We start from the raw sequence: 22,717 nt of genomic DNA on the forward strand, positions 1-22,717 counted from the left end.
CAAAGCGTGGAAAAGCGACAATAGTTTGATTGACAAAGTAATCCTTGACTATTATAATAAAAGGACACGAAAATGTCAACCTTTTCCGAGGTTTGACAGCGATTTTTGGAGGAACGGAACATGGAATACGGTTTTGCATTTTTCCCCGGTCAGGGCGCGCAGGCGCCGGGCATGGGCAAGGATCTGTATGAAAATTCTCAGGCTGCCAAGTTGGTTTTCGAGGAAGCGAGCGACGGCGCGGGACTGGACGTGGCAAAGCTCTGCTTTGACAGCGACAAGGCGACCCTGTCGCGCACCGAGAACAGCCAGATCGCGATTTTCACGCACTCGATGGCAGCACTCGCCGCACTGGGGGAAGCGGGCGTGACCTTCAAGGCGGCGGCAGGCTTCTCGCTGGGCGAATACACTGCGCTCGCGGCGGCGGGCGTAGTGACGCTGGCCGACGGTGTCAAGATCGTCTCGATGCGCGGCAAGCTGATGCAGCAGGCCGCGGACTCGATCGACGGCGGCATGGCGGCCATCCTCGGCCTTGCCGATGACAAGATCGAAGCCGCGTGCGCGGCCGTGACGAGCGGCATCGTGCGCCCGGTCAACTATAACTGCCCCGGCCAGCTGGTCATCGCGGGCGAAAAGGCAGCGCTCGCGGAAGCGGTCGAGAACTGCAAGGCAGCAGGCGCGCGCCGCGCGGTACCGCTGGCGGTATCGGGCGCGTTCCACACCCCGCTGATGGCAAAGGCAGCCGCCGAGCTGCGCGCCTATGTGTCGGATTTCACCTTCTCCGCTCCCCAGATGGACATTTACTCCAACCTGGACGGCCAGGTGCTCGACTGCTCCGACCTGCCCGCGCACCTCGAGCAGCATATGATTTCCCCCGTGCGCTGGACGCAGCTGGTGAAAAACGGCATGGCGGCGGGTCTGACCACCGCATGCGAGATCGGCCCGGGCAAGACGCTGACCGGCTTTGCGGGCAAGATCAGCAAGGAGCTGACCTGCAAGACCGTGCAGGATATGGCGGGCGTGCAGGCAGCCGCAGAGTAACCGAGAAAACACCCCAAGGGAGGCGCCGCGGCGTCTCCCTTTTGCGCCCGCAAAAAAATTTCCGAAAATTTTTTGCGGAAGCATGAATGGATTTTCCTCCCCCGGTCGTATTGGTAGTGAAAGGCACAAACGAAAACCAAAAACGACAAACGATTGCAAGGAGGCATTCTTATGAAAAAGATGGTTATGGGTACGGTCAGCGCCGCATTGGTGCTCTCGCTGGCAGTGACGGGCGCGTTCGCCGCCGGCAACGGCCGCGGCCGGAACTATGTGGACGCAAATGGTGACGGCGTGTGCGACAACTACGGCACGGGCCGCGGACAGTACTTCGTCGATGCAAACGGCGACGGCGTGTGCGACAACTGCGGCACGGGCCGCGGACAGTATTTCGTCGATGCGGACGGCGACGGCGTGTGCGACAACTGCGGCACGGGCCGCGGACAGTATTTCGTCGATGCAGACGGTGACGGTGTGTGCGATAACTGCACGCAGCAGGGGCTTTGCCCCCGCGACGGCAGCGGCCGTCAGAACGGCTGGGGCCGCGGCCGCTGAGCGAGGGGCACAGGCGGGCAAATCGAAGTTGAGGTTGGTGCAATGCGGAGCGAACAGGAAGCAAACCGGGCGATCGAGCGGTACGCGGACACCGTCCGGCGGATCTGTATGATCCATTTGAAAAATCACGCCGATACCGAGGACATCTTTCAGAACGTTTTTTTGAAATATGTCCTCAGTACCACCATGTTCGAAAGCGAGGAACACGAAAAGGCGTGGTTCATCCGCGTGACGATCAACGCCTGCCGCGATCTGCTGAGGAGCTTTTTCCGCAGCCGCACGGTTTCGCTCGACACCCTGCTCGACCAGCCCGCCGAGATGACCGAAAACGACCGCACGGTGCTCGACGCGGTGCTCGCGCTGCCGCCCAAGTACCGCGACGTGGTCTATCTGCATTATTATGAGGGCTACACCGCCCCGCAGATCGGCGAGATCCTGAAAAAGAACGTGAACACGATTTATACACTGCTGACCCGCGCCAAACAGGCGCTGCGCGAAACGCTGGGAGGGGACGACGATGCGTGACGAACTGAAAACCGCGCTGGACAAGGTCACGGCGGACGAAGCCCTCCAGCAGTCCACCCGCGCGTTCCTCGCCCGGCAGACGGGCAACTACGGCGCGGCCAAAGCCCGCCCGCACACCGCGCGCCGCTTTGCGGCGGCCTTCGCCTGCTGCGCCCTTGTGGCCGCGGGCGGCACGGGCTACTGGGCGTACTTCTCCCCCACCTGTGCGATCAGCATCGACATCAACCCTTCGGTCGAGCTTTCGGTCAACCGGTTTGACAAGGTGATCGCGGTCGAGGGCATCGGCGCGGACGGCGACGCGCTGGCCGAGACGCTCGACGTGCGTTTTCTCGACTACGCCGACGCGCTGGACAGCCTGCTGGAAAACCCCACGGTCGAGGATTACCTCGCCGAGGACGAGGTGCTGTCCATTGCAGTCACGGGCGAGAACGCCGCGCAGGCGGACGCCATCCTCACGCAGGCGCAGACCTGCACCGCGGGCACGAAAAACGTCTACTGCCATGCGGCGAACGCGGAAGAGGTCGAGCAGGCGCACGAAGCCGGGCTGTCCTTCGGCAAGTATCAGGCGTTCTTGCAGCTGCAGGCGCTCGACCCGAGCGTGACCCCCGAGGACGTGCAGGGGCTGACCATGCGCGAGATCCGCGACCGAATCGCCGCGCTCTCCGGCGAGACGCCGAGCACCGGCCACGGCGCAGGACAGGGCAACGGTGCGGGCGCGGGACAGGGTCAAGGCAACGGCCAAGGTGCCGGTGCAGGTAACGGACAAGGTAGCGGCGCAGGCAATGGTCAGGGCCGGGGCAGCGGAAACGGCGCCGGCCAGGGCTATGGCGCCGGCAGCGGCGGCGGACAGGGCAAAAAATCCGGCCAGTGACCCCCGCCCAACATGTTTTGCCGCCGGACCGCAGAAATTGCTTGACAAATCCCCCGCGATGGAATACACTATTACCACAGAGAATAAAATCTATTAAAACCGTAGGAAAAGGAGGAAGCCGCGATGCTGTCGATTCGAATGGACATGTGCATGATGTGCGGTTTTGCTCGTTTTTCTGCCATGCAGCGATAAAAAAGCTGCAAGCTGTAAGCGGGCCGCTTTTCATGCGGCATGGCACGGTTTACATGGAAAACGAGCGGAAAGCAGACCCTGCTTTCCGCTTTTATTTTGACAAAGGGGGAATGGACTTGGAACAGGATTTCATTGTACGAATCCAAAACCTGAACAAAACCTTCCGCGGACGAGCCGGCACGGTCGTCGCGCTGGACGGTGTGAATCTGGACATCCGCCGCGGCGAGATCTTCGGCATCATCGGCCTGTCGGGCGCGGGCAAAAGTACGCTCGTGCGCTGCATCAACTTTCTGGAAACGCCGACCGAAGGCACGGTCACGGTGGACGGGCAGGAGCTCGGCCAGCTGTCCAAAAAGTCGCTGCTGGAGGCGCGCCGCTCAATGGGCATGATTTTCCAGCAGTTTAACCTGCTGCAGCAGCGCACCGCGCTGCAAAACATCTGCTTCCCGCTCGAGATCGCGGGCATGAAAAAGGCGGACGCGGAAAAGCGCGCCCGCGAGCTGCTCGAGATCGTAAGCCTCTCTGACCGCGCGGACAATTACCCGTCCCAACTGTCGGGCGGCCAGCAGCAGCGCGTGGCCATCGCCCGCGCGCTGGCGACGAGCCCGAAGATCCTGCTGTGCGACGAGGCGACCAGCGCGCTCGACCCGACGACGACCCGCTCGATCCTCGCGCTGCTCAAAGAGATCAACCAGACGCTCGGCATCACAATCATCGTCATCACGCATGAGATGGCGGTCATCGAGGAGATCTGCCAGCGTGTGGCGATTATCGACTCCAGCCACATCGCAGAGGTCGGCTCGGTCGATCAGGTGTTCACCCGCCCGCAGTCCGCGATGGCCAAGCAGCTGATCTATCCGGACGGCAAACGGGACAAGCTCGCCACCGGCAAACATTACTGCCGCATCGTGTTCGACGGCAACTCGTCGTTTGAGCCGGTGGTCAGCAACATGGTGCTCGAGTGCAAGGCGCCGGTCAACATCATGTTCGCGGACACCAAGGATATCGACGGCCGCGCCTACGGCCAGATGATCCTGCAACTACCCGAGGACGAACGCGCCGCCAAACGCGCGCTGGCGTACCTCGAAACCCAGAATGTGCATGTAGAGGAGGGAGACGCCGATGCTTTCACCTGAACTTTGGGCCCAGAGCCTGTGGGAAACTTTATATATGGTCATCGTATCGACCGCAGTCTCCTATCTGATCGGCCTGCCGCTCGGTCTGCTGCTGGTCGTGACCGATAAGGACGGCATCCGTCCGATGCCCTTGCTCAACACCGTGCTGGGCGTGATCGTCAACATCCTGCGCTCGATCCCGTTCCTCATCCTCGCGGTCATGATCACCCCGATGACCCGCGCGATCGCAGGCAAGGCGATCGGCACAACCGCTATGATCGTGCCGCTGACGGTCGCGGCCGCGCCCTATGTCGCGCGCATGGTCGAGTCGTCCATCAAGGAAGTGCCGTTCGGCGTGATCGAAGCGGCGCAGTCCATGGGCGCATCCCCGTGGCAGATCGTCTGGAAGGTGCTTGTGCCCGAGGCCAAGCCCTCGCTGATGGTGGGCGGTGCGATCTCGATCGTCACCATCCTCGGCTATTCCGCAATGGCGGGCTTCATCGGCGGCGGCGGTCTGGGCACGGTGGCCGTCAACTACGGCTACAACCGCTATAACTTCGAGATCATGCTGGTCGCGGTCATCATCATCGTGATCGTTGTGCAGATTTTTCAGGTCGTCGGCATGTGGCTCGCGCGCCGACTGGACAAGCGCAACCGCTGAGCCCCCTATATTTTCGTTATCATTAAAAAATGATAGATCAATCGTAGAAAAGGAGAAAACAACCATGAAGAAGAAACTTGCAGCACTGCTGGCAGGCGTCCTGTGCCTGTCCGCGCTGGCAGCCTGCGGCGGCGGAAACGACGCCCAGTCCTCCGACGCCGGCGCGTCCGACGACAAGACCATTACGGTCGGCGCATCCCCCACACCGCACGCGGAAATCCTGAACGCCGCCAAGGACCTGCTGGCCGAGGAAGGCTGGACGCTCAACGTTGTGGAGTTCACCGACTATGTGCAGCCCAACACCGCGCTGGTGGACGGCGATCTGGACGCGAACTACTTCCAGCACATCCCCTACCTGAACAACTTCAACAAGGAAAATAACGCCGATCTGGTCTCCGCCATCGAGATGCACTACGAGCCGTTCGGCATCTATCCCGGCAAGACCGCGACCCTGGACGCGCTGGCGGACGGCGCGTCCGTCGCTGTCCCGAACGACGGCTCGAATGAGACCCGCGCGCTGCTCCTGCTGCAGGACGCCGGTCTGATCAAGCTGAAGGACGGCATCGACCCGACTTCGGATGCGACCAAGCTGGACATCGTCGAGAACCCGAAGAACCTCGACATTCAGGAAATCGCTGCCGAGCAGCTGCCGCGTTCGCTCGAGGACGTTGACCTCGCGGTCATCAACGGCAACTACGCGCTGCAGGCCGACCTGAACGCCAAGGAGGATTCGCTCATCACCGAGAATCCGGAGTACGCCAAGGTCTATGTCAATGTGGTTGCCTGCCGCAATGGCGACGAGAACAGCGAAAAGATTCAGGCACTCAAGAAGGCACTGCAGAGCGACACGGTCAAGCAGTTCATCGACGACACCTACAAGGGCGCTGTCGTGGCGGTCTTCTAAATTTCCCCCTCAAAAAAGCGCAGCCCCTCTGCCGCAGCACGCGGCAGAGGGGCTTTTTCTTGTCTTTCTCGTTACAGATCGCCCAGTTTTTCACCGACCAGCGCTTTCTGCGCATCGGTCGGCGTCCAGCTGAAGCTGATCTCAACCAGATTGCGGTCGTAGCACAGTAAGTAATCGTCACCCGGTATATCGTTCTCCCAAGTCACCTGCCACGCCTCGTTGGCACCCCACGGCGCAGCGTCGCACGGCGTGGCGATGCGATACGCAACGACGTCGATCTGCCGATAACTGATTTCTATCTTCTTTTCCACCAGCTGCGTACGACACCGGTCGTACAGTGCGGGCAGCTTGATCACGATAACCGTGTAGTCGAGCGACGGCGTGGACACGCCTTGCTCCAGCGGATAGGCCTCCTCTTTACCGTCGTACACCGCAGCCAGCGGCGAGGCATCTTCCGTCCATCTGGACTGATACGCTGCCTCCGGCAGTTCATCGCCCCACAGCTCGGCCAGTGTCAGCGGCAGTTCATCGACGGCGGTATCGCTGTCCAGCCAGCCGTTTTCGGTTGCGCGCAGCGTGCCGAATACGATGGCGGCCATCATGCCGAACGCGAGCACTACGTCCACCGCGATCGTGACCGCGCGGTTGACCCCACGCGACACTTTCCTGTTTTTAAGCAGCTGCTTGACGCCCCCTACGACGCCCATCATCAGCAGCGTATACAGCAAAATCGAAATCGCGACAATGCGCCAAAACGACGAAAAACTGGTCAGGATGTACAGCCAAGTCAGCGCAAAACAGACCAGCCAGGCCGTCAGCATCACGCACCGGAACCAGTGCGTATTGGGCGTGTCGACAAATTCACCGCATTCGGCAGCCTTCTGCGCACGGCGGTACCAAAACAGATACGCGGCAATTTCCACAAGGCTTACCAGCGCGAGGAGCGGCCACTGCACTAGCATTCCTATCTTGATCGCGCTGGAAAACACCCCGATCGGATCATCCGACAGGTCAGCCAGCGATCTGATCAGATAGAACAGCGAAACCGCCAGTAATATTCCATACCCCGGAAAAAAGGTCTTTTTCATCGCGGCATGGATGGTCTCCAACTCCAGTTCCGGGTCGGTCTCGATCGGCACGGCGTCCGGCTGATCGGTGTAGAAAATCTGCATCTGCGCCCAGCTTGCCGCATAGTGCCAGCCGGTCTGCTCGGTCATATCGTGGTAAACCTGCTGGTCCTCGGTCGGACCGGGGTCAAAGTCGGATGCTTTTGGGTAATAGGTCACGGCGAACCGCAGCTTTTTCGGCTCGATACGGCGGTAAACCCAGCCAAAGCTGGTCACACGGTCGATCAGCCAGCCCTTGGCCGCCATTTTCTCCAAATGCCGCCCGACGCCGGTGCGGTCGTAAAAGGACAGCGTTTCCAGTCTGCGCTTGGTCTTTCTCATCACGGTGCCTCCTTTCCGAAAACCCGTTCGTAATCCGCCGCCTGTGCGCGCAGCCGCTGATATTCCTGGGCGAGTCTCTCCCGCCCCTTGTCGGTCAGCAGATAACTGCGGCGGCGGCCGTCCACGTTCACCTCGCGAATCATCTCCGCTTCCAAAAACTGCTCGAGCAGGTTGTACATCGTGCCCGAACCAACCGTGACGCGCCCCTGCGTCATAGCCGACACCTTATCGAAAATATCGATGCCGTAGCACTCCTCCCGCAGGCACAGCAGCACATAAAACATCTGCTCGGTCAGCGTCTGAAACTTGGCTCTCGGCATGGCTTATCACCCCAATCTCGAATATCGAGTTTCTGTACCTTCATTATATCTCGAATATCGAGAAAGTCAAGCGTCCTCTGCATTTTGGGGCAAAGAAAAAGCCGCTGCACATGCGCAGCGGCTTTCAGATGCACAGACTCACCAGCCCGATGAGCAGCAAATGCACCGGATAAAACCAGTAAAAGAACTGTTTGAGGTTTTTCTCGCCTCTTGTCCCATCATAGGCGAACAGAAACGGCAGCGTGAGCAGGCTGTACGGCTGGACGCCGCCCATTTGCAGCGAAAGCACCAGCAGCCCGACCGAAAATCCGAGCAGCCGCACAGTGGAGCGCTCGGTCTCCGCCGCAGCATGCCTGTCAAAGATGGCGACGGGCAGTTCGGCAAACAGCGGCAGCATCACCCCGATAAACCCGTAATCCACAGCGATCCAGCTGCAGATCAGCCAGATCCCACCGAGGCAGCCCAGCAAAACGCCTGCGCCGGCCAGCCGCGCGGCAGGTCTGCCCTGCGCCCAGCGCGTTCTGGCATACTGAAACGCATACAGCGCGCACAGTGACAGCGAAAACGTGATCAGGATGTTGCCGTAAACCGTCCCGTCATAAATGTAGTAACCCGCCATGCACAGCAGGCCCATGCCGAGCAGCCGTGTGAGATACCGCACGGGGTGATGCGTGCGGCGGCTGCCTTCACAGATGCAATAGGAAAACACCGGAAACGCCAGCCGGCCGATGATGCGCAGGATGGTCAGCTGCGGGAACAGCTCCGCCCCCACATGATCGAGCACCATCGCGGCGGCGGCGATCATTTTCACTTGGTTTTGCGATAATCCAAACGTCGTTTTGTGATCCATGCCGACCCTTTCCGGCGCACGGCAGGCGCACGCCTTTGCTTCGGTTCAGCATCAGTATAGCACCAAACCGCCGCAAATACAACGCAAAGCCGCGCCGTTTGCGTGCCGGGCGCCGGCTCACCGCAGCCCGGCGACCTCTTCCATCGTCGGCACCGAGGTCTGCGCGCCCGGCCGCGTCACGACAATCCCGGACACACGGTTGCCGAACGCGATCGCGTCCGCGTCGCTCTCGCCCCGGCTGCGCGCCACGGCGAAGGCCGCGGTAAAGCTGTCGCCCGCCGCGGTGGTGTCCACGGCCGTCACCTTGCAGGCCGGGAATGTCTGCACGCCCGCGTTTGTCACCATCCACGCACCCATCTCGCCCAGCGTCACGATCACCGCGCGGACCCCCTTTTGCAAAAGCGCCCGCGCGCCCTCCTGCAAGGCCTGCGGCGTCGGCAGCGCCTTGCCCAACAAGGTTTGCAGTTCGGTCTCGTTGGGCTTGACGATGTCAAACCCCGCAAAAAAGTCGTCCGGCAAACCCGCTTTTGCCGGGGCGGGGTCCAAAATCATCTGCTTGCCGCGCGCCTTGCCCAGCTGCTTGACATAGGCCACAACTTCCAGCGGGATCTCCAGCTGTAGGAGGATCATGTCGCATTCGTCCACCAGACGGATGTGCCGGTCGATCATTTCCGTGGTCAGCTGCGCGTTGGCGCCGGGCACCACCACGATCGCGTTTTCTCCCCGGTCGTCCACCGGGATGACGGCGTTGCCCGTGGGACAGCCGGTCAGCGTTTCGATGCCCGAGATATCCACCCCGACTGCCGCCAAATTGTCCTTGAGCTGCCGTCCGAACGCGTCGTCGCCCACCGCGCCGATCATCGCGACCTGTCCGCCCAGCTTGGCCGCCGCATAAGCCTGATTGGCGCCTTTGCCGCCGGGCACCTGCCGGATGCCCTGCGCCAGAACGGTTTCCCCCGGCACCGGTATGTTGTGCACGCGGATAACAGAATCCATGTTCAGGCTGCCGACCACCAAGATCTTTTTCATATCGCTCGCTCCCTGTCGTTTGTTGCATGCTTTCATCATACCCTACCGCCCCGGTTTTCGCAACGGTTTCCCGACGCATTGCGTGCAAACGCCAGGCAGTATTTTGTTTGGACGCAAATTGTGGTATGATAAACACAGTAAACCAAAAGGAGGCGGTCGGATGCGCAAGACCATTTTCGCGCTGTGTATTTTGCTGGCAGGCGGGTTTGCCGCCTTATGCGGCTGCGCGCCCGCCTCGTCCGCAGAAGCGCCGGACGCCGACGCCCCTGCTGCCGCTGCGCAGCCGTCCGACGCGCAGACCGTCACGGTCGCGGACATCATCGCGACCGAACCGCCGACGCAGTACGCGGGCATGGACGTGGTCGAGGGCACTGGTATCGTGGATTGGGCGCAGTATCCCTTCCTGGAAAACATGGTTTCGCTGGCCGATGTGATCGTGTACGGCACCGTGACCGGCAAAGAATATGTCAATTTCGGCGCGGATGCGTGGACAAAATTTGATTTCACCGCCGAGCAGACGCTGTTGGGCGAAGCGCCCGCCGACCCGGCGCTCACGATATACAGCTCGGGCGGCTATCTCTCGCAATATGACCAGCTCACGGCGCAGGGCACGCGGGAACGCGTGACCGACCGCACGGATGCGCAGCTGCAAAACACCATCGTGCACGAACACGCGGATTATCATTTCGACCCGTTGGTTGGGAGCAAATACATCCTGTTTTTGACGCATGCAGACCCGGATACTGCCTTCCCTGCGGACAGTTACCAGATCGTCGGCGCGCGATTCTGTCAGCTGTGTGAAACCGCGCCGGACATCTTCAGCTATATCGCTTTCGGCCCGGACCCGGATGATCCGGACGCTGTATTTTCGCCCGACGACCCGGTGGTGCAGATGACCCGCAGTGAGGTGGAGGCGCTTTTGGCCGAGGCCGCGCCGTAACGCTATGATTTTTCCAGTAAAAAAAGAACGCAAAGCAGGAAAATGCTTTGCGTCCTTTGTCTTTTGGCTGATTTCTGCTTGTGGGAGAAAACCGAAGCTCACTTATCCTTGAGCAGGGTATTGAGCTCCTCCATAAAGGTGTTGATGTCCTTAAACTGGCGGTACACCGAGGCGAATCGCACATAGGCCACTTCATCGACCTTGCGCAGCTGCTCCATGACCAGCTCGCCGATCACCTTGCTGGACACTTCGCTTTCGAGTGAGCCAAACACCTTCTGCTCGACGTTATCCACGATCTGCTCGAGCTGTGCCAGCGACACCGGCCGCTTTTCGCACGCCTTGACCAAACCGTTGAGCAGTTTCTGCCGGTCGTAGGCCTGCCGCGTGCCGTCCCGCTTGACCAGCATCAGCGGCATACGCTCCACGGTCTCATAGGTGGTAAAACGCTTGAGACATTTGAGACATTCCCTGCGGCGGCGGATGCTCGTTCCCTCGTCAGTCGGTCTGGAATCGACGACCTTGCTGTCATCATACCCGCAAAACGGACATTTCATTGCGTTTCCCCCTTGCAACCCGGTGTTTTTTCCTTCATTTTCCCCTATTATACCACCGCTTGTGGTGTAAAGTCAATCAACACACCTAAATCTGCGCCCCGCTTTTCGCATGTTACACCGAGGCAAACCGCCGCAGTGTGCGCACCGCGTGCTGCAGCTCCTCGGGCGCGCCGAAGTTCGAGCGATAGACCTCGATGATGGTGTGCCCGTCATAGCCGTCCGCGCGCAGCCGCGAGAAAAACGACGCATAATCCATCGTGCCCGCGCCCGGCATCAGGCAGCTTTGCTCGGTGGAAAAATCGTTGATGTGGACGTTGACCAGCCGGTCGCCCATCGCGTCGGCAAACGCCTTCCAGCTCTGCCCCGCGCGGTAGGCCTGCTTGATGTCCAGCGTGTACCGCAATTCGGGCACATCGCGGTACAGCGCATGCAGGAAGGCCGGGTCGCGCGAGCGGCACCACGCGACATTTTCCTGCGCCAGCGTCACGCCGCAGGCCGCGCCGATCTCGCACAGCCGCCGGTACGCCCGGCATTTGCGCTCCCAACGCGCCGGGTCGTCCTTCTGCCCCATGTCGCGCTCGCCGTGGAAGGTCAGAAACCGCGCGCCCAGCGCCGCCGCGCACTCGAAATACCGCTGATACTGCATCATGCCGTCCTCGGTGCGGCGCGCGTAGTCGGAAAACAGCAGCATGCCCTCCATCAGCGAGGTATACGGATGCACGGACACCACATCCAGTCCGAGGCTGCGCGCCTGCGCGCCCAGCGTTTCATAAAAGCGCGGCCGCGCCTCGCTTTCCGTATTGAAAAAGATCTCTACCGCGTGCACGCCCAATCCCGCGATCACCGGCAGGATCTCTTCGAGCGGCTGCGGATAAAAACACGCGGTTGACATGCCGATCCGCATGGCTTCCCCTCCTTTTTTGCTGTGCCGGGCGCCCACTGCCCCCGCCGCACAGATGTCTCATTCCAGTTTGCCCGGTTTTGCACGCCCGTCGCGCAAACCGGCAAAAGGCCGGGCATCAGCCCGGCCTTTTGTAATAAACTCAGATACGCTTTTTGCGGAACTTCTTGCGGAAGAACGCCCACAGGCTGGAGGACAGCATGATGGACGACCAAGCGCCCGCGAGGATACCGACGATCAGCGGCAGCGTGAACTGCTTGAGCGACGGCACGCCCAGAATGAAGATCATGCCGACCGTGAACAGCGTAGTCAGCGAGGTGTTGATCGTACGGCCCATGGTCTGCCATACGCTGCGCTCGGCGACGTCCTCAAACGGCTCCTTGCGCGCGGTGCGCAGGTTCTCACGCACGCGGTCGAATACGATGATCGACGCGTTGATCGAATAACCGAAGATGGTCAGCGCCGCGGCGATGAAGTTGGTGTCCAGCGGGATCTGCAGCCAGACGTAAACCGAAAGCATGACCATCAGGTCGTGCACCAGGCACACGATCGCTGCCAGACCGCTGGTCAGCTCGAAGCGGATGGTGATGTAGATCAGCATCAGCACGATAGCCACGATCGCGCACAGGAACGCCGCGCGCTGCAGGTCGGAACCGACCGACGGCGAAACGTCGTTGTTGTTATAGATATCCGTGTCGGCCAGACCGTAGGTTTCGGTCATCTTTTCGATGACTGCCTGACGCTTCTCCGAATCGATCGAGGTCGAACGGATGAGCACGTTCTCATTGTTGTCACCCGACGAAGTAACCGAGGATGCCTCGGTGCCGGTGACTTCCTGGAACAGGTCGCCGACCTCGGTCTGGAGGCTCTGATCCACCGTCTGGTGCATCGCGAATTCCATCTCGGTGCCGCCGGCGAAGTCAATGCTCAGGTTAAAGAAGTTCTGACCGAACGGCAGCGCAAGGAGCGAAACCAGACCGGTGATGACCAGCAGGATCGAGATGCCGCCGAAGAGCTTGAAGTGCTTGAGCACCGCAAAACGCGGACGCAGCGCATGCTTGGTCAGGCCATACGCCTTGGGGCTGCGGATGTGGAAGTCCACCATGCGGTTGAGCAGGAAGTGGGTCACGGTCAGCGCGGTGAACATGGAGATGATAACGCCGATGCCCAGCGTGGTCGCGAAGCCGACGATCGTGCCGGTGCCGAGGAAGAACAGAACCGCCGCCGCGATCAGGGTGGTGACGTTGGAGTCCAGAATTGCAGTAAACGCGCGCTTGAAGCCCGAATCGATCGCGCTCTTGACCGTCTTGCCCGCGCGCAGCTCTTCCTTGATGCGCTCGAAGATGACGACGTTGGCGTCAACCGCCATACCGATTGACAATATGATACCCGCGATGCCCGGCAGAGACAGGTTGACGCGGATCAGGCTGAAGATCAGCGCTTCGATCACGATGTAGAAGCCCAGCGCGAGGCAGGCAACCAGACCGGGGATGCGGTAAACGATCAGCATGAACAGGCAAACCAGCAGCACGCCGATTGCGCCTGCGATCAGCGAGGTGCGCATTGCGTCCGCGCCCAGCTGCGGGCCGACCGAACGCAGTTCCACCTGCGTCAGCGAGAACGGAATCTGGCCTGCGTTGATCAGGTCAGCCAGCTCCTGCGCGCTCTCGCGGGTGAAGCTGCCCGAAATGACACAGCTATCGCTGTCGATCTTGCTGCTGACCGACGGATAGGAGATGATCTGGTTATCCATGACGATGTACAGCTGGTTGGTGCCGTCCGTGCGGCTGGACACCGACTCAGTGGCCTCCGCGAACTTCTCGCGGCCCTCGTTGGTGAACTGCACCTGTACATAATGTACATCGGTCACTTCCGAACCGGTCGGGCGGCCGTAACCGTAGGACGCCTTGGCGATGTCCTCACCGGTCAGCCATTCCTTGCCGTCTGCATCCATAAAGAGCAGCTGCGCGGTGGTGCCAAGCGTCTGCACGGCCTCTTCCGGGTTGGTGATCTGCGGGATCTCGACCGTGACGCGGTTGTCGCCCGTCAGGGTGACGGTCGCTTCGGTGAAGCCCTTATCGGTCAGGCGCTGACGGATGACCTTCTGCACCGAGTTCATATCATCGGACAGATTGGACATATCATAGCCGTCCGGGATCTGCGCTTCATAGACGATGCGCGAGCCGCCGACCAGGTCAAGGCCCAGACGGATGCCGTTTTCGGTATCCAGCACGCTCGGGATGATCGCCTTGAGGGACGCTGCGACGGTCGTGTCCGTCGTATCCGTAGATGCGTCCGCAGTGTTGACATCGGTGTCAGCTGCCGCCGTATCGTTTGCGGCGGTGTCCGTTGCAGCGGTGTCGTCCGCTGCCGTATCATCGGCTGCGGTGTCGTCCGCCGGCTGCTCGTCTGTCGTGTCCGTGGACTGATTTGCCGTATCGTCCGCGGTGGTATCCGCGGCGGTATCGGTGTTCGTGGCGGTGTCCGCCGTATCCGCGGTGTCCGATACCGCGGCATCCCGGAACGGCATGGTCCAGCCCCCCGGAATATACACACCTGTCACTGCGGTAATGCCCAGGAAAATGATCACAAGCATAACCGCAATGAAGGAAATCACACTTTTCTTCAATGTTTCTGCCTCCTTCGTTTTGTTGCACAGCTCAAGTAGTATACTGCGAAACTGCGCAAAAGTCAACCGCAGCGCACCGCGCTTACAGGTTGATCTCTACGGTAACCTCTTCCCCTCCCAGATAGGGTGCAATCGCCGGACGGACGCACTCGCTGATGAACTCATCCACCTGCGACGGGCAGCGGCCGATGTAAGCCGCCGGGTCGAGATGCGCAAGGATCTGCTCGCGCGTCATGCCGAACATCGGGTCGGCCGCGATGCGGTCGATCAGGTCGTTGTCCAGACCTTCCTCCTTGATGCGCTTGCCGGCCGCCATCGAGTGCTCGCGGATGCGCTCATGCAGCTCCTGGCGGTTGCCGCCACGCTTGACCGCGTCCATCATGATGTTCTCGGTCGCCATGAAGGGCAGCTCGTTCATCACATGCGCGTGGATGACCTTGGGGTAAACCACCAGACCGGACACGACGTTGATCATAATATTGAGGATCGCGTCCACCGCAAGGAACGCCTCGGGCACGGAAATGCGCTTGTTGGCCGAGTCGTCCAGCGTGCGCTCGAACCACTGGGTCGCGGAAGTGAAGGCCGGATTCAGGCTGTCGCAGATGACGTAGCGCGCCAGCGCGCAAATGCGCTCGGAACGCATCGGGTTACGCTTGTACGGCATCGCGGACGAGCCGATCTGATGCTTTTCAAACGGCTCCTCGATCTCCTTGAGGTGCTGGAGCAGGCGCAGGTCGGTGGCGAACTTGGACGCGGACTCTGCAATGCCGGCGAGCGTTGCCAGCGTCTGCGCGTCGATCTTGCGCGAATAGGTCTGGCCGGACACCGGAACCACGCCCGCAAAGCCGAAGTCGTCCGCGATGCGCTTTTCCAGTTCCTTGACCTTGCCCTCGTCGCCGTCAAACAGCTCCATAAAGGAAGCCTGCGTGCCGGTCGTGCCCTTGCTGCCCAGCATGCGCAGGTTGGCGATGCGGTACTCAACCTCGTTTAAGTCCATCAGCAGCTCGTTCATCCAGAGCGTTGCACGCTTGCCGACGGTCGTCAGCTGCGCGGGCTGGAAGTGCGTAAAGCCGAGCGTCGGCTGCGCCTTGTGCTCGTCGGCAAAGCGCGCGAGCTTGTCCAGCACGACCGCGAGCTTTTTGCGCACCAGCAGCAAACCCTCGCGGATCTGGATGATATCGGTGTTGTCGCCCACATACGCGCTGGTCGCACCCAGATGGATGATACCGGCCGCCTTCGGCGCCGCTTTGCCGAAGGTGTACACATGCGCCATGACATCGTGGCGCACTTCCTTCTCACGGGCGCGCGCGGTGTCATAGTCGATGTCGGTCAGATGCGCGGCCATCTCATCGACCTGCTCCTGCGTGATGGGCAGGCCGAGCGCCATCTCCGCCTTGGCCAGAGACAGCCACAGACGGCGCCAGGTAGAGAATTTCATGTCCGAGGAGAACACATACAGCATCTCTTCCGAGGCATAGCGCGAGGACAGCGGGCTTTCGTACACGTTATTCATGTCAGTCGTCCTTTCCAATCTATCTTTTTTCCCTTGCGAAAAACAAATGGACACACAGTGAAACATCTTATTTAGTTTAACACTCCACACGGTTCTTTTCAAGCGAAATCGCCCGATTTCGCGCACATATTGTAACAATTGACAAAGACTTGACCGCACCGCGCCGCGGATTTGACACGTCCCCGCGCCCAACCGCTTGACGCCGGGCGCGAACGCGTGCTATCATCAGGGCAGCAAGGATGCAGGAGGTGCGCAAGCATGCGAAAAGCCCGGCAGGAGGACCGCGCGGCGCTGGCCGCGTTGATGTTCGACCAGTTTTACGAAAAACAGGAATTGCAGCAGCAGTTTTCCGGCATCGACCCGGAAACCGCCCGCCGGATCGGCCCGACCGTGCTCAGTCTCGGGCAGGGGTACTTTTTCTCGCGCGGGGACGTTTTCGTGTGCGATGCACCGGACGGCGGGCTGGCCGGCGCGCTCGTGGGCGCGGACCCGCGGCGGCTGTCGCGCTTCGGCCCGGTCGGGCAGTTTTTCTATGCCCTGCGGCACGGGCGCGTGCTGCGCGACATCCCCAACGCCCTGCTGACGCAGATCATGCGCAACAGCCGCCCGATCCTCGCGGTGCACAGTGCCCACTGGTACAAACGCTACTGCGGCCGGCCGTATTACATCGCGCAATTTGCGGTGGACAAGCCTTACCGCGGCACGGGCATCGCCCGCGAGCTGCTCGAAGGCGCGATCGAGCACGCCGCCGCACAGGGGTATCCCGCGGTCGCGCTCGAAACGCTGTCGCGCGAAAACGTGCCGATGTACCTGCATTTCGGCTTCAAACTCAAACAGGTGTACACCTGCGGCGACTTCACCGAATACCGGCTGCTGCTGCCGCTGCTCTCACCGCTATCCATCTGAAACGACAAAAAAGGACGTGCAACGCACGTCCTTTTTCTATAACCTGCTTTTATGCGTTCTTAATGAACTCCTCCAGCCGGTCAAGACCCTTGTCGATCTCCGCCAGCGAGGTTGCATAGCTCCAGCGGACAAAGCCCGGCGCCGCAAACGCGGTGCACGGCACGGTCGCGACCAGTCCCTTTTCGAGGAACAGCTGCGCAAAGTCCTCCGCGCTCTCGATCTTCTTGCCGTACATGGTCTTGCCGAGGAAGTTCTTCATGTTCATCATGACATAGAACGCGCCCTGCGGCTTGATGCAGGAAACGCCCTCGATGCGGTTCATGCGCTCCACCAGATGGTCGCGGCGCTTCTCGAACGCCTGCTTCATCACCTGCATATCCTCCTGTGGACCCTTGAGCGCCACAATCGCCGCATGCTGCGAGATCGTGGACGGCGCCGAGGTGGAGTGGCTCAGGTAGTTGCCCATCACGCGCGCCAGTTCCGGGTTGGATGCGCTGTAACCGATGCGCCAGCCGGTCATGGCATAGCTCTTGGAGACGCCGTTGACGATGATGGTGCGGTTCTTAACGTCCTCGCCGAGCGACGCGAAGGAGACAAACTCAATGTCGTCATACACCAGATTGCAGTAGATCTCGTCCGCGATGACATAAATGTTCTTGCGGCAGCAGACCTCGGCGATCTCCTCCAGTTCCTTCCGGGTGTACACCATGCCGGTCGGGTTGCAGGGCGAGTTGAGCATGAACACCTTGGTCTTATCCGTGATCGCCGCTTCCAGCTGCGCTGCGGTGATCTTGAAGTCCTGCTCCTCTTCCGCCGTCACAATCACGGGCACCGCGCCCGCCTGCTGCACCATTTCCGAGTAGCTGACCCAGTAGGGCGCTGCGATGACGACCTCATCGCCCGGGTTGCACAGCGTCATCAGCGCGATATAAACCGAGTGCTTCGCACCGGATGCGACCACGATCTGCTTAGGCTCGTAATCCAGACCGAAATCGGCTTTCAGACGGTAGCACGCCGCTTCGCGCAGCTCCATCAGGCCGGCCGCCGGCGTATAACGGGTCTGGTTGTTCTCGATCGCTTCGATGCCAGCCTGCTTGATGTGTTCCGGGGTCGGGAAATCGGGTTCGCCCGCGCCAAAGCCGACCACATCCTTGCCTTCGGCCTTCATCTGCTTGAACAGCGAGTCGATGACAAGCGTTGTGGACGCCTGTACCCCCGCCGCGATTCTGGAAATCGGTTTCAATGCCACTGCTCAGCACTCCCTTTTCGTCTCTCTATGGTTTTATTATATGCCTGCCGGTTTCCTTTTGCAAGTCCGCGCCCGCAAAATTGCAAAACAGAAGAATAGAAAAAACCGCCTGTTTGGGCGGTTTTGGTGTGGAACTTTCACAAAGCGCGGTCCACGTCGCGCGAAAAGACGACGAGCGCACGCCCGTCCCGGATTTCGACCGTAACAATTGCGTTTGCGGCGGCCTCGTTGGATATCGTGACCATACCCGCGCGCGTGACGACGGCGTCATGCAGCGGGTATTTTGCATTTTCGATCGTCACACCATGCAGCACGGCGTCGAGCGGCACAATGGAAAAATAGTGGTACGCCGCCGGCATTTTGAATTTCCGGCAGCCGCCCTCATGCAAAACAATGCGGTTCTGCCGGTCGAGCACGGTCAGATGCCCGCCCATCGCACTGGCTTCTTCCAGCAGCGACAGGTTGGCCAGCTCATGGTCGATGCGGCCGCCGGTCGCGCACACGAGCGTTGCCTCGGTGCAGCCGCGGCGGAACACCTCGCGCAGGCAGCCCTGCGTATCGGTGTCGTCCTTTTCGGGTTTCAGGCGGATGATCTCCGTGCCCTCGATCTCCGGGCTGGAATCGCAGTCCGCGATCATAAAGTCCGGATGCAGGCCGAGCGCGCGCGCATGGCGCAGCCCGCCGTCCGCGCAGGCGATCAGCGCGTCCGGATGCTCGTCCAGAAAAGCGCGGATGTACCCATATTCGGTTTCGGGCGCGGCCGCAAAAATCAGCGCGTGCCGCCCTTGGAAATCTCCCATTCTTTCAAGTCCTTTACGCTTTCGTACAGCTTGACATAACTTTCGTGCCGGCTTTTCGCGATCTCGCCCGCCTCGACGGCCGCAAGCACCGCGCAGCCCTTTTCCTTGACATGGGCGCAGCCGGTGAACCGGCACTGCCCGATGTAGGGCGCAAATTCCGGGAACGCATATTGCAGATCCTCGGCCAGCACCAGATCCATCTGGTCGGTCTCAAACGAGGAAAAGCCCGGCGTATCCGCGATGTAGCCGCCGCCCTCGATCGGATGCAGCTCGACATGGCGCGTGGTATGCTTGCCGCGGCCAATGCGGTCCGAGATCGCGCCGACCGCCGCGCCGAACTGCGGGTCGATGCGGTTTAAAACGCTCGACTTGCCCACGCCCGAGTTGCCCGCAAACGCCGCCACGCGGCCGCGCAGGCGATCCTTGAGCGCGTCGATGCCCGCGCCGGTTTTCGCGCTCACGCGCAGCACATCGATGCCGCTTTTCTGATAGATCGCATACAGCTCATCGCCCGGGTTTTCGTCGGTCTTGTTGATGACCACCAGCGCGCCGATCTCCTTGTGCACCGCGATCGCGGTCACCTTGTCGATCAGGAACGGGTCGGTCACCGGCGGGGCGGCCGACACGACCGCCACCAGCAGGTCGAGGTTGGCCACCGCGGGCCGCACCAGGCTGTTTTTGCGCGGCGCGATGGTGAGCAGGTAGCCCGTGCCATCCTCGGGCTGGATTTCGAGTGTGACGCGGTCGCCCACGATGGGCTTGCCCACGGTTTTGCGGAACCGACCGCGCGCCTTGCATTCGATCAGGCCTTCGGCGGTGTCCACATAGTAGAACCCGCCGATGCCCTTGAGAATGATCCCTTCGATCAAACTTTCGCCCCTTCCATCAGTTGAAAGTGTAGGTCTGCGAACTGGACACGCCGTCCACGCTGACCGTGACCTCATGCTGGCCGGGCGAGCTGGTCAGCGGCACCGAGACGCTGCCCATGCTGGTCTCAAGCGTCTCGTCATACTGCACCACGCCGTCCACCGAGATGACCACATGCGCCATATCCGTGTTGTCCGGCAGCGCCACCGGAATGGTGGCCGAACCCGTGGTCGGGGTGGGCGGCTCCTGCGTGCCGCTGCCGCCGCCGCTCGGCTCGTCGTTATCCGACGTATCCGGCGGGTTGGTCTGCTGGCTCTTGCCCTTGGAGATCTGGATGTTGACCGCGGTGCCCTGGCTGACCTCGGTTCCCTTGCTCACCGACTGCCAGACGACCGTGCCGACCGCAGCCGAGCTTTCCACCTGATCGACCGAGCCGAGCGACAGGCCCTGGCCCTCCAGCGCCTGCTTGGCGCCGCTCTGCGACATGCCGTACAGGTCGGGCACGGTCGCCTTTTTATCTTCCTTGCCCTTGCTGATATAAATGGTCAGCGTCGCGCCCTTTTCGAGCTCCTCGCCGGCAGCGGGATCGGTGCGCGTGATCTTGCCCGCTTCCACCTCGTCGCTGAATTCTTCCTGCGTCGTATAGCTGACGTTATGCTCATCCAGCATGGCCTGCGCGTATTCCAGCGTGCGGCCCTTGAAGTCGATGATCTTATAAGTGTCGCTGACGTTATCGCCGCCTGCGGAGACGGTCAGCGTGATGATCGTGCCCTTGGTCACCTTGGTGCCCGGTTCGGGGTCCTGTTCAAGGATCTCGCCGACCGGCCGGTCGGATTCCTTGCGTTCCGCGGCTTCCTGAATGGTGAACTGTTCGGTGTAGGTCGAATCGGACATCACGTCGTCGATCGTCTGCCCGACCAGCGACGGCACGGTGATCTTATTCTCGCCGCTGCCGCCCGTGAACATCAGCAGACCGACCACCACCAGCGCAATCACGGCCACGACCGCGACCGCGATGCCCGCAGCCAGTGCCGGGCGCTCGGCCAGACGGTCGAAAAAGCCCTCCGGCTCGCGCACGGCCGTTGCGGTCTCGCGCCGCTGCGCGGCCACGCGGGCCGACTGCTCCTGCGCGGCAGTACGCCGCGCGGCGCGCTGCACGTCCCGGCCGATGACATGCGTCTCGCCCGTCTCATCGTCCGCCGCGGCATAGTCAAAGCGCGTCTGTACATTGTTTTTCAGCTGTTCCAGATCGGCATACAGCGCCTCCGCCGAAGCGTAGCGCTTGCCGATATTGGCGCACATCGCGTGCATGACGATCTCGTCCAGCCCCTTGGGGATGCCGGGCAGGAGTTCGCTCGGCGCGAGCGGCACCGCATTTAAGTGCTGCATGACAACCTGCAGCGCGGTTTCGCCTTCAAACGGCAGCTTGCCGGTCAGCATTTCGTACATCACGACGCCGAGCGAATAAATATCCGTCCGGTAGTCGATCTTGGAACCCTTGGCCTGCTCGGGCGAGATATAGTGCACCGAGCCGATGGCCTCCTGCACCACGCGGGTCTCCTGCGTGGTGGCGAAGGACGCGATGCCGAAATCGGTCAGCTTGGCGGTGCCGTCGCGCAGGATGATGACGTTCTGCGGCTTGATATCCTGATGGATGATGCCGCGGGAATGCGCATGCATGAGCGCGCGGCAGATCTGCTCCGCGAAGAACACGGCTTCCTGCCAGCCCAGGTGGCCCTTTTTCTGCAAATATTCCTTGAGGGTGATGCCCTCGATCAGTTCCATGACGATATAATCCGTGCCGTTTTCGCTGCCCACGTCAAACACCGACACGATGTTGTGATGGCTGAGCTTGGCGACCGCCTGCGACTCGATCGAGAAGCGCTTGCGGATATCCGGGTCCTTGGCATATTCGTCCTTGAGGATCTTGACGGCGACATACCGGTTGAGCACCACATCGCGCGCGCGATAGACGACCGCCATGCCGCCTACGCCGACCACGTCGATGATCTCATACCGGCCGCCGAGCAACTTGCCGATATATTTATCCATATGGGGTTACGCCTCCTCTTTCGCGCCGCGGGTGAACAGCGCAACCGTGATATTGTCGCGGCCGCCGCCCTCAAGCGCCAGGGTCAGCAACGCATCGCCCGCCAGCGCGAGCGTTTTGGCATCTTTGAGCGTCCGGGCGATCTGCTCGTCCTCGGCCATGCCGGTCAAACCGTCCGAACACAGCAGCAGCGTTTCGCCCAGCGCAAGACGCGCCTCAAACAGGTCGCCCTCGACGTCCGGCTCGACGCCGACCGCGCGGGTGATCAGGTTTTTCTGCGGATGGGTGCGGGCGTCCGCCTCGGTGATGCGGCCCTGACGGCGCATCTCCTCGACATAGGAGTGATCCTCGGTCAGCTGATGCAGACGGGTGCCGTCGAATAAGTACGCGCGGCTGTCGCCGACGTTCAGAACGGTCGCCTGATCGCCCTGCACGAGCGCTGCGACCAGCGTCGTGCCCATGCCGCGGAACTCCGGCTGCCGGCCGGCCAGCGTAAAGACCGTGTCGTTTGCCTGCTCGAGCGCCTGCGTGAGCAGCGCCTGCCGCTTTTCGGCGTCCAGCTCGCGGTCCAGCATGCCGCGCGCGTATTCCACAAACGCCTGCGCGGCAAAGCGGCTGGCTACATTGCCCGCGTTCGCGCCGCCCATGCCGTCGCACACGACGATCAGCGCGGTCTGGTTTTCCTCCCGCGCTTCGATTTGATAGATATCCTGATTGGTCGGGCGCACACGGCCTCTGTCCGTCAAGCCAAACCATTCCATACGAACACCTCCAGTGTCTGATACGGATTTTCCCGATATAAC

General features: G+C 61.1%; 22 protein-coding genes. 9 read left to right on the plus strand and 13 right to left on the minus strand.

The window, feature by feature from the left end:
- Window positions 1-120: 120 nt before the first annotated feature.
- The 7 genes from fabD to EJL02_RS04700 all read left to right on the plus strand — a co-directional run bounded on the left by fabD (window position 121) and on the right by EJL02_RS04700 (window position 5,858).
- Window positions 121-1,038: an ACP S-malonyltransferase gene (gene fabD, locus EJL02_RS04670; RefSeq protein ID WP_125115250.1), complete on the plus strand. Its 918-nt coding sequence runs from the start codon at window positions 121-123 to the stop codon at window positions 1,036-1,038.
- A 171-nt stretch (window positions 1,039-1,209) separates the two neighbouring features.
- Window positions 1,210-1,590 (plus strand): hypothetical protein, encoded by a 381-nt coding sequence (locus tag EJL02_RS04675; protein ID WP_125115251.1) that lies wholly within the window; start codon window positions 1,210-1,212, stop codon window positions 1,588-1,590.
- Window positions 1,591-1,632: 42 nt separating this feature from the next.
- Window positions 1,633-2,115, plus strand: coding sequence for an RNA polymerase sigma factor (locus EJL02_RS04680; RefSeq protein WP_125115252.1), 483 nt, complete (start codon window positions 1,633-1,635; stop codon window positions 2,113-2,115).
- The gene (locus tag EJL02_RS04685) at window positions 2,108-2,986 is read left to right on the plus strand and encodes an anti-sigma-I factor RsgI family protein (protein WP_125115253.1); all 879 of its coding nucleotides are present in this window, start codon (window positions 2,108-2,110) and stop codon (window positions 2,984-2,986) included. The genes EJL02_RS04680 and EJL02_RS04685 overlap by 8 nt, the downstream gene beginning before the upstream one ends.
- Window positions 2,987-3,294: 308 nt before the next feature.
- A complete protein-coding gene (locus EJL02_RS04690; protein WP_442857998.1) occupies window positions 3,295-4,314 on the plus strand; it encodes a methionine ABC transporter ATP-binding protein in 1,020 nt (339 codons plus the stop codon).
- Entirely contained in the window at window positions 4,301-4,954 is a 654-nt protein-coding gene (locus tag EJL02_RS04695) for a methionine ABC transporter permease (RefSeq protein ID WP_125115255.1), read from the plus strand. The genes EJL02_RS04690 and EJL02_RS04695 overlap by 14 nt, the downstream gene beginning before the upstream one ends.
- A 64-nt stretch (window positions 4,955-5,018) precedes the next feature.
- Window positions 5,019-5,858, plus strand: coding sequence for a MetQ/NlpA family ABC transporter substrate-binding protein (locus EJL02_RS04700; protein WP_125115256.1), 840 nt, complete (start codon window positions 5,019-5,021; stop codon window positions 5,856-5,858).
- 71 nt (window positions 5,859-5,929) lie between these two features.
- Here the strand turns inward: EJL02_RS04700 and EJL02_RS04705 are convergent, their stop codons facing one another.
- From EJL02_RS04705 to rbsK, 4 genes are all read right to left on the minus strand, one after another.
- Window positions 5,930-7,306 carry a DUF2812 domain-containing protein gene (locus EJL02_RS04705; RefSeq protein WP_125115257.1) on the minus strand — a complete coding sequence of 459 codons (1,377 nt, stop codon included), beginning with the start codon at window positions 7,304-7,306 and terminating at the stop codon, window positions 5,930-5,932.
- A complete protein-coding gene (locus EJL02_RS04710) occupies window positions 7,306-7,626 on the minus strand; it encodes a PadR family transcriptional regulator (protein ID WP_125115258.1) in 321 nt (106 codons plus the stop codon). Before EJL02_RS04710 ends, EJL02_RS04705 begins: the two co-directional genes overlap by 1 nt.
- Before the next feature lie 124 nt (window positions 7,627-7,750).
- Complete coding sequence (locus EJL02_RS04715; RefSeq protein ID WP_125115259.1) at window positions 7,751-8,476, minus strand: TraX family protein; 726 nt, start codon at window positions 8,474-8,476, stop codon at window positions 7,751-7,753.
- Window positions 8,477-8,593: 117 nt separating this feature from the next.
- The gene (rbsK, locus tag EJL02_RS04720) at window positions 8,594-9,505 is read right to left on the minus strand and encodes a ribokinase (protein ID WP_125115260.1); all 912 of its coding nucleotides are present in this window, start codon (window positions 9,503-9,505) and stop codon (window positions 8,594-8,596) included.
- Between the two features lie 160 nt (window positions 9,506-9,665).
- On the opposite strand from rbsK, the gene EJL02_RS04725 reads away from it, so the two are divergent.
- Complete coding sequence (locus EJL02_RS04725; protein ID WP_125115261.1) at window positions 9,666-10,445, plus strand: hypothetical protein; 780 nt, start codon at window positions 9,666-9,668, stop codon at window positions 10,443-10,445.
- Between the two features lie 98 nt (window positions 10,446-10,543).
- Here the strand turns inward: EJL02_RS04725 and nrdR are convergent, their stop codons facing one another.
- From nrdR to purB, 4 genes are all read right to left on the minus strand, one after another.
- Entirely contained in the window at window positions 10,544-10,999 is a 456-nt protein-coding gene (nrdR, locus tag EJL02_RS04730) for a transcriptional regulator NrdR (protein WP_125115262.1), read from the minus strand.
- 112 nt (window positions 11,000-11,111) lie between these two features.
- Complete coding sequence (locus EJL02_RS04735) at window positions 11,112-11,903, minus strand: sugar phosphate isomerase/epimerase family protein (protein ID WP_125115263.1); 792 nt, start codon at window positions 11,901-11,903, stop codon at window positions 11,112-11,114.
- Window positions 11,904-12,042: 139 nt separating this feature from the next.
- A complete protein-coding gene (secD, locus tag EJL02_RS04740; protein ID WP_125115264.1) occupies window positions 12,043-14,529 on the minus strand; it encodes a protein translocase subunit SecD in 2,487 nt (828 codons plus the stop codon).
- 82 nt (window positions 14,530-14,611) lie between these two features.
- On the minus strand, window positions 14,612-16,042 hold the full coding sequence (purB, locus tag EJL02_RS04745) for an adenylosuccinate lyase (RefSeq protein ID WP_125115265.1): 1,431 nt from the start codon (window positions 16,040-16,042) through the stop codon (window positions 14,612-14,614).
- Window positions 16,043-16,300: 258 nt separating this feature from the next.
- Between purB and EJL02_RS04750 the strand changes: the two genes are divergently transcribed.
- The gene (locus tag EJL02_RS04750) at window positions 16,301-16,948 is read left to right on the plus strand and encodes a GNAT family N-acetyltransferase (protein WP_125115266.1); all 648 of its coding nucleotides are present in this window, start codon (window positions 16,301-16,303) and stop codon (window positions 16,946-16,948) included.
- Window positions 16,949-16,997: 49 nt separating this feature from the next.
- Here the strand turns inward: EJL02_RS04750 and EJL02_RS04755 are convergent, their stop codons facing one another.
- The 5 genes from EJL02_RS04755 to EJL02_RS04775 all read right to left on the minus strand — a co-directional run bounded on the left by EJL02_RS04755 (window position 16,998) and on the right by EJL02_RS04775 (window position 22,675).
- Window positions 16,998-18,191 (minus strand): pyridoxal phosphate-dependent aminotransferase, encoded by a 1,194-nt coding sequence (locus EJL02_RS04755; protein WP_243114415.1) that lies wholly within the window; start codon window positions 18,189-18,191, stop codon window positions 16,998-17,000.
- A 143-nt stretch (window positions 18,192-18,334) separates the two neighbouring features.
- Window positions 18,335-18,997: a thiamine diphosphokinase gene (locus EJL02_RS04760; protein ID WP_125115267.1), complete on the minus strand. Its 663-nt coding sequence runs from the start codon at window positions 18,995-18,997 to the stop codon at window positions 18,335-18,337.
- Window positions 18,967-19,866 (minus strand): ribosome small subunit-dependent GTPase A, encoded by a 900-nt coding sequence (rsgA, locus tag EJL02_RS04765; RefSeq protein ID WP_330548621.1) that lies wholly within the window; start codon window positions 19,864-19,866, stop codon window positions 18,967-18,969. The genes EJL02_RS04760 and rsgA overlap by 31 nt, the downstream gene beginning before the upstream one ends.
- Before the next feature lie 16 nt (window positions 19,867-19,882).
- Window positions 19,883-21,916, minus strand: a complete 2,034-nt coding sequence (gene pknB, locus EJL02_RS04770) for a Stk1 family PASTA domain-containing Ser/Thr kinase (RefSeq protein ID WP_125115268.1) — start codon at window positions 21,914-21,916, stop codon at window positions 19,883-19,885.
- 6 nt (window positions 21,917-21,922) lie between these two features.
- Window positions 21,923-22,675, minus strand: coding sequence for a Stp1/IreP family PP2C-type Ser/Thr phosphatase (locus tag EJL02_RS04775; protein ID WP_125115269.1), 753 nt, complete (start codon window positions 22,673-22,675; stop codon window positions 21,923-21,925).
- Window positions 22,676-22,717 lie beyond the last annotated feature (42 nt).

It is taken from the genome of Agathobaculum sp. Marseille-P7918 (assembly GCF_900625105.1).
GTDB lineage: Bacteria > Bacillota > Clostridia > Oscillospirales > Butyricicoccaceae > Agathobaculum.

Excerpts from the sequence above, each read along its gene's own strand:
- EJL02_RS04700 (WP_125115256.1), top strand. The coding sequence starts at position 5,019 with ATGAAGAAGAAACTTGCAGCACTGCTGGCAGGCGTCCTGTGCCTGTCC.
- EJL02_RS04695 (WP_125115255.1), top strand. The coding sequence starts at position 4,301 with ATGCTTTCACCTGAACTTTGGGCCCAGAGCCTGTGGGAAACTTTATAT.
- EJL02_RS04760 (WP_125115267.1), bottom strand. The coding sequence starts at position 18,997 with ATGGGAGATTTCCAAGGGCGGCACGCGCTGATTTTTGCGGCCGCGCCC.
- EJL02_RS04705 (WP_125115257.1), bottom strand. The coding sequence starts at position 7,306 with ATGAGAAAGACCAAGCGCAGACTGGAAACGCTGTCCTTTTACGACCGC.
- EJL02_RS04675 (WP_125115251.1), top strand. The coding sequence starts at position 1,210 with ATGAAAAAGATGGTTATGGGTACGGTCAGCGCCGCATTGGTGCTCTCG.
- EJL02_RS04725 (WP_125115261.1), top strand. The coding sequence starts at position 9,666 with ATGCGCAAGACCATTTTCGCGCTGTGTATTTTGCTGGCAGGCGGGTTT.
- pknB (WP_125115268.1), bottom strand. The coding sequence starts at position 21,916 with ATGGATAAATATATCGGCAAGTTGCTCGGCGGCCGGTATGAGATCATC.
- nrdR (WP_125115262.1), bottom strand. The coding sequence starts at position 10,999 with ATGAAATGTCCGTTTTGCGGGTATGATGACAGCAAGGTCGTCGATTCC.
- EJL02_RS04715 (WP_125115259.1), bottom strand. The coding sequence starts at position 8,476 with ATGGATCACAAAACGACGTTTGGATTATCGCAAAACCAAGTGAAAATG.
- fabD (WP_125115250.1), top strand. The coding sequence starts at position 121 with ATGGAATACGGTTTTGCATTTTTCCCCGGTCAGGGCGCGCAGGCGCCG.
- EJL02_RS04680 (WP_125115252.1), top strand. The coding sequence starts at position 1,633 with ATGCGGAGCGAACAGGAAGCAAACCGGGCGATCGAGCGGTACGCGGAC.
- EJL02_RS04710 (WP_125115258.1), bottom strand. The coding sequence starts at position 7,626 with ATGCCGAGAGCCAAGTTTCAGACGCTGACCGAGCAGATGTTTTATGTG.
- EJL02_RS04750 (WP_125115266.1), top strand. The coding sequence starts at position 16,301 with ATGCGAAAAGCCCGGCAGGAGGACCGCGCGGCGCTGGCCGCGTTGATG.
- purB (WP_125115265.1), bottom strand. The coding sequence starts at position 16,042 with ATGAATAACGTGTACGAAAGCCCGCTGTCCTCGCGCTATGCCTCGGAA.
- EJL02_RS04775 (WP_125115269.1), bottom strand. The coding sequence starts at position 22,675 with ATGGAATGGTTTGGCTTGACGGACAGAGGCCGTGTGCGCCCGACCAAT.
- EJL02_RS04685 (WP_125115253.1), top strand. The coding sequence starts at position 2,108 with ATGCGTGACGAACTGAAAACCGCGCTGGACAAGGTCACGGCGGACGAA.
- rbsK (WP_125115260.1), bottom strand. The coding sequence starts at position 9,505 with ATGAAAAAGATCTTGGTGGTCGGCAGCCTGAACATGGATTCTGTTATC.
- EJL02_RS04735 (WP_125115263.1), bottom strand. The coding sequence starts at position 11,903 with ATGCGGATCGGCATGTCAACCGCGTGTTTTTATCCGCAGCCGCTCGAA.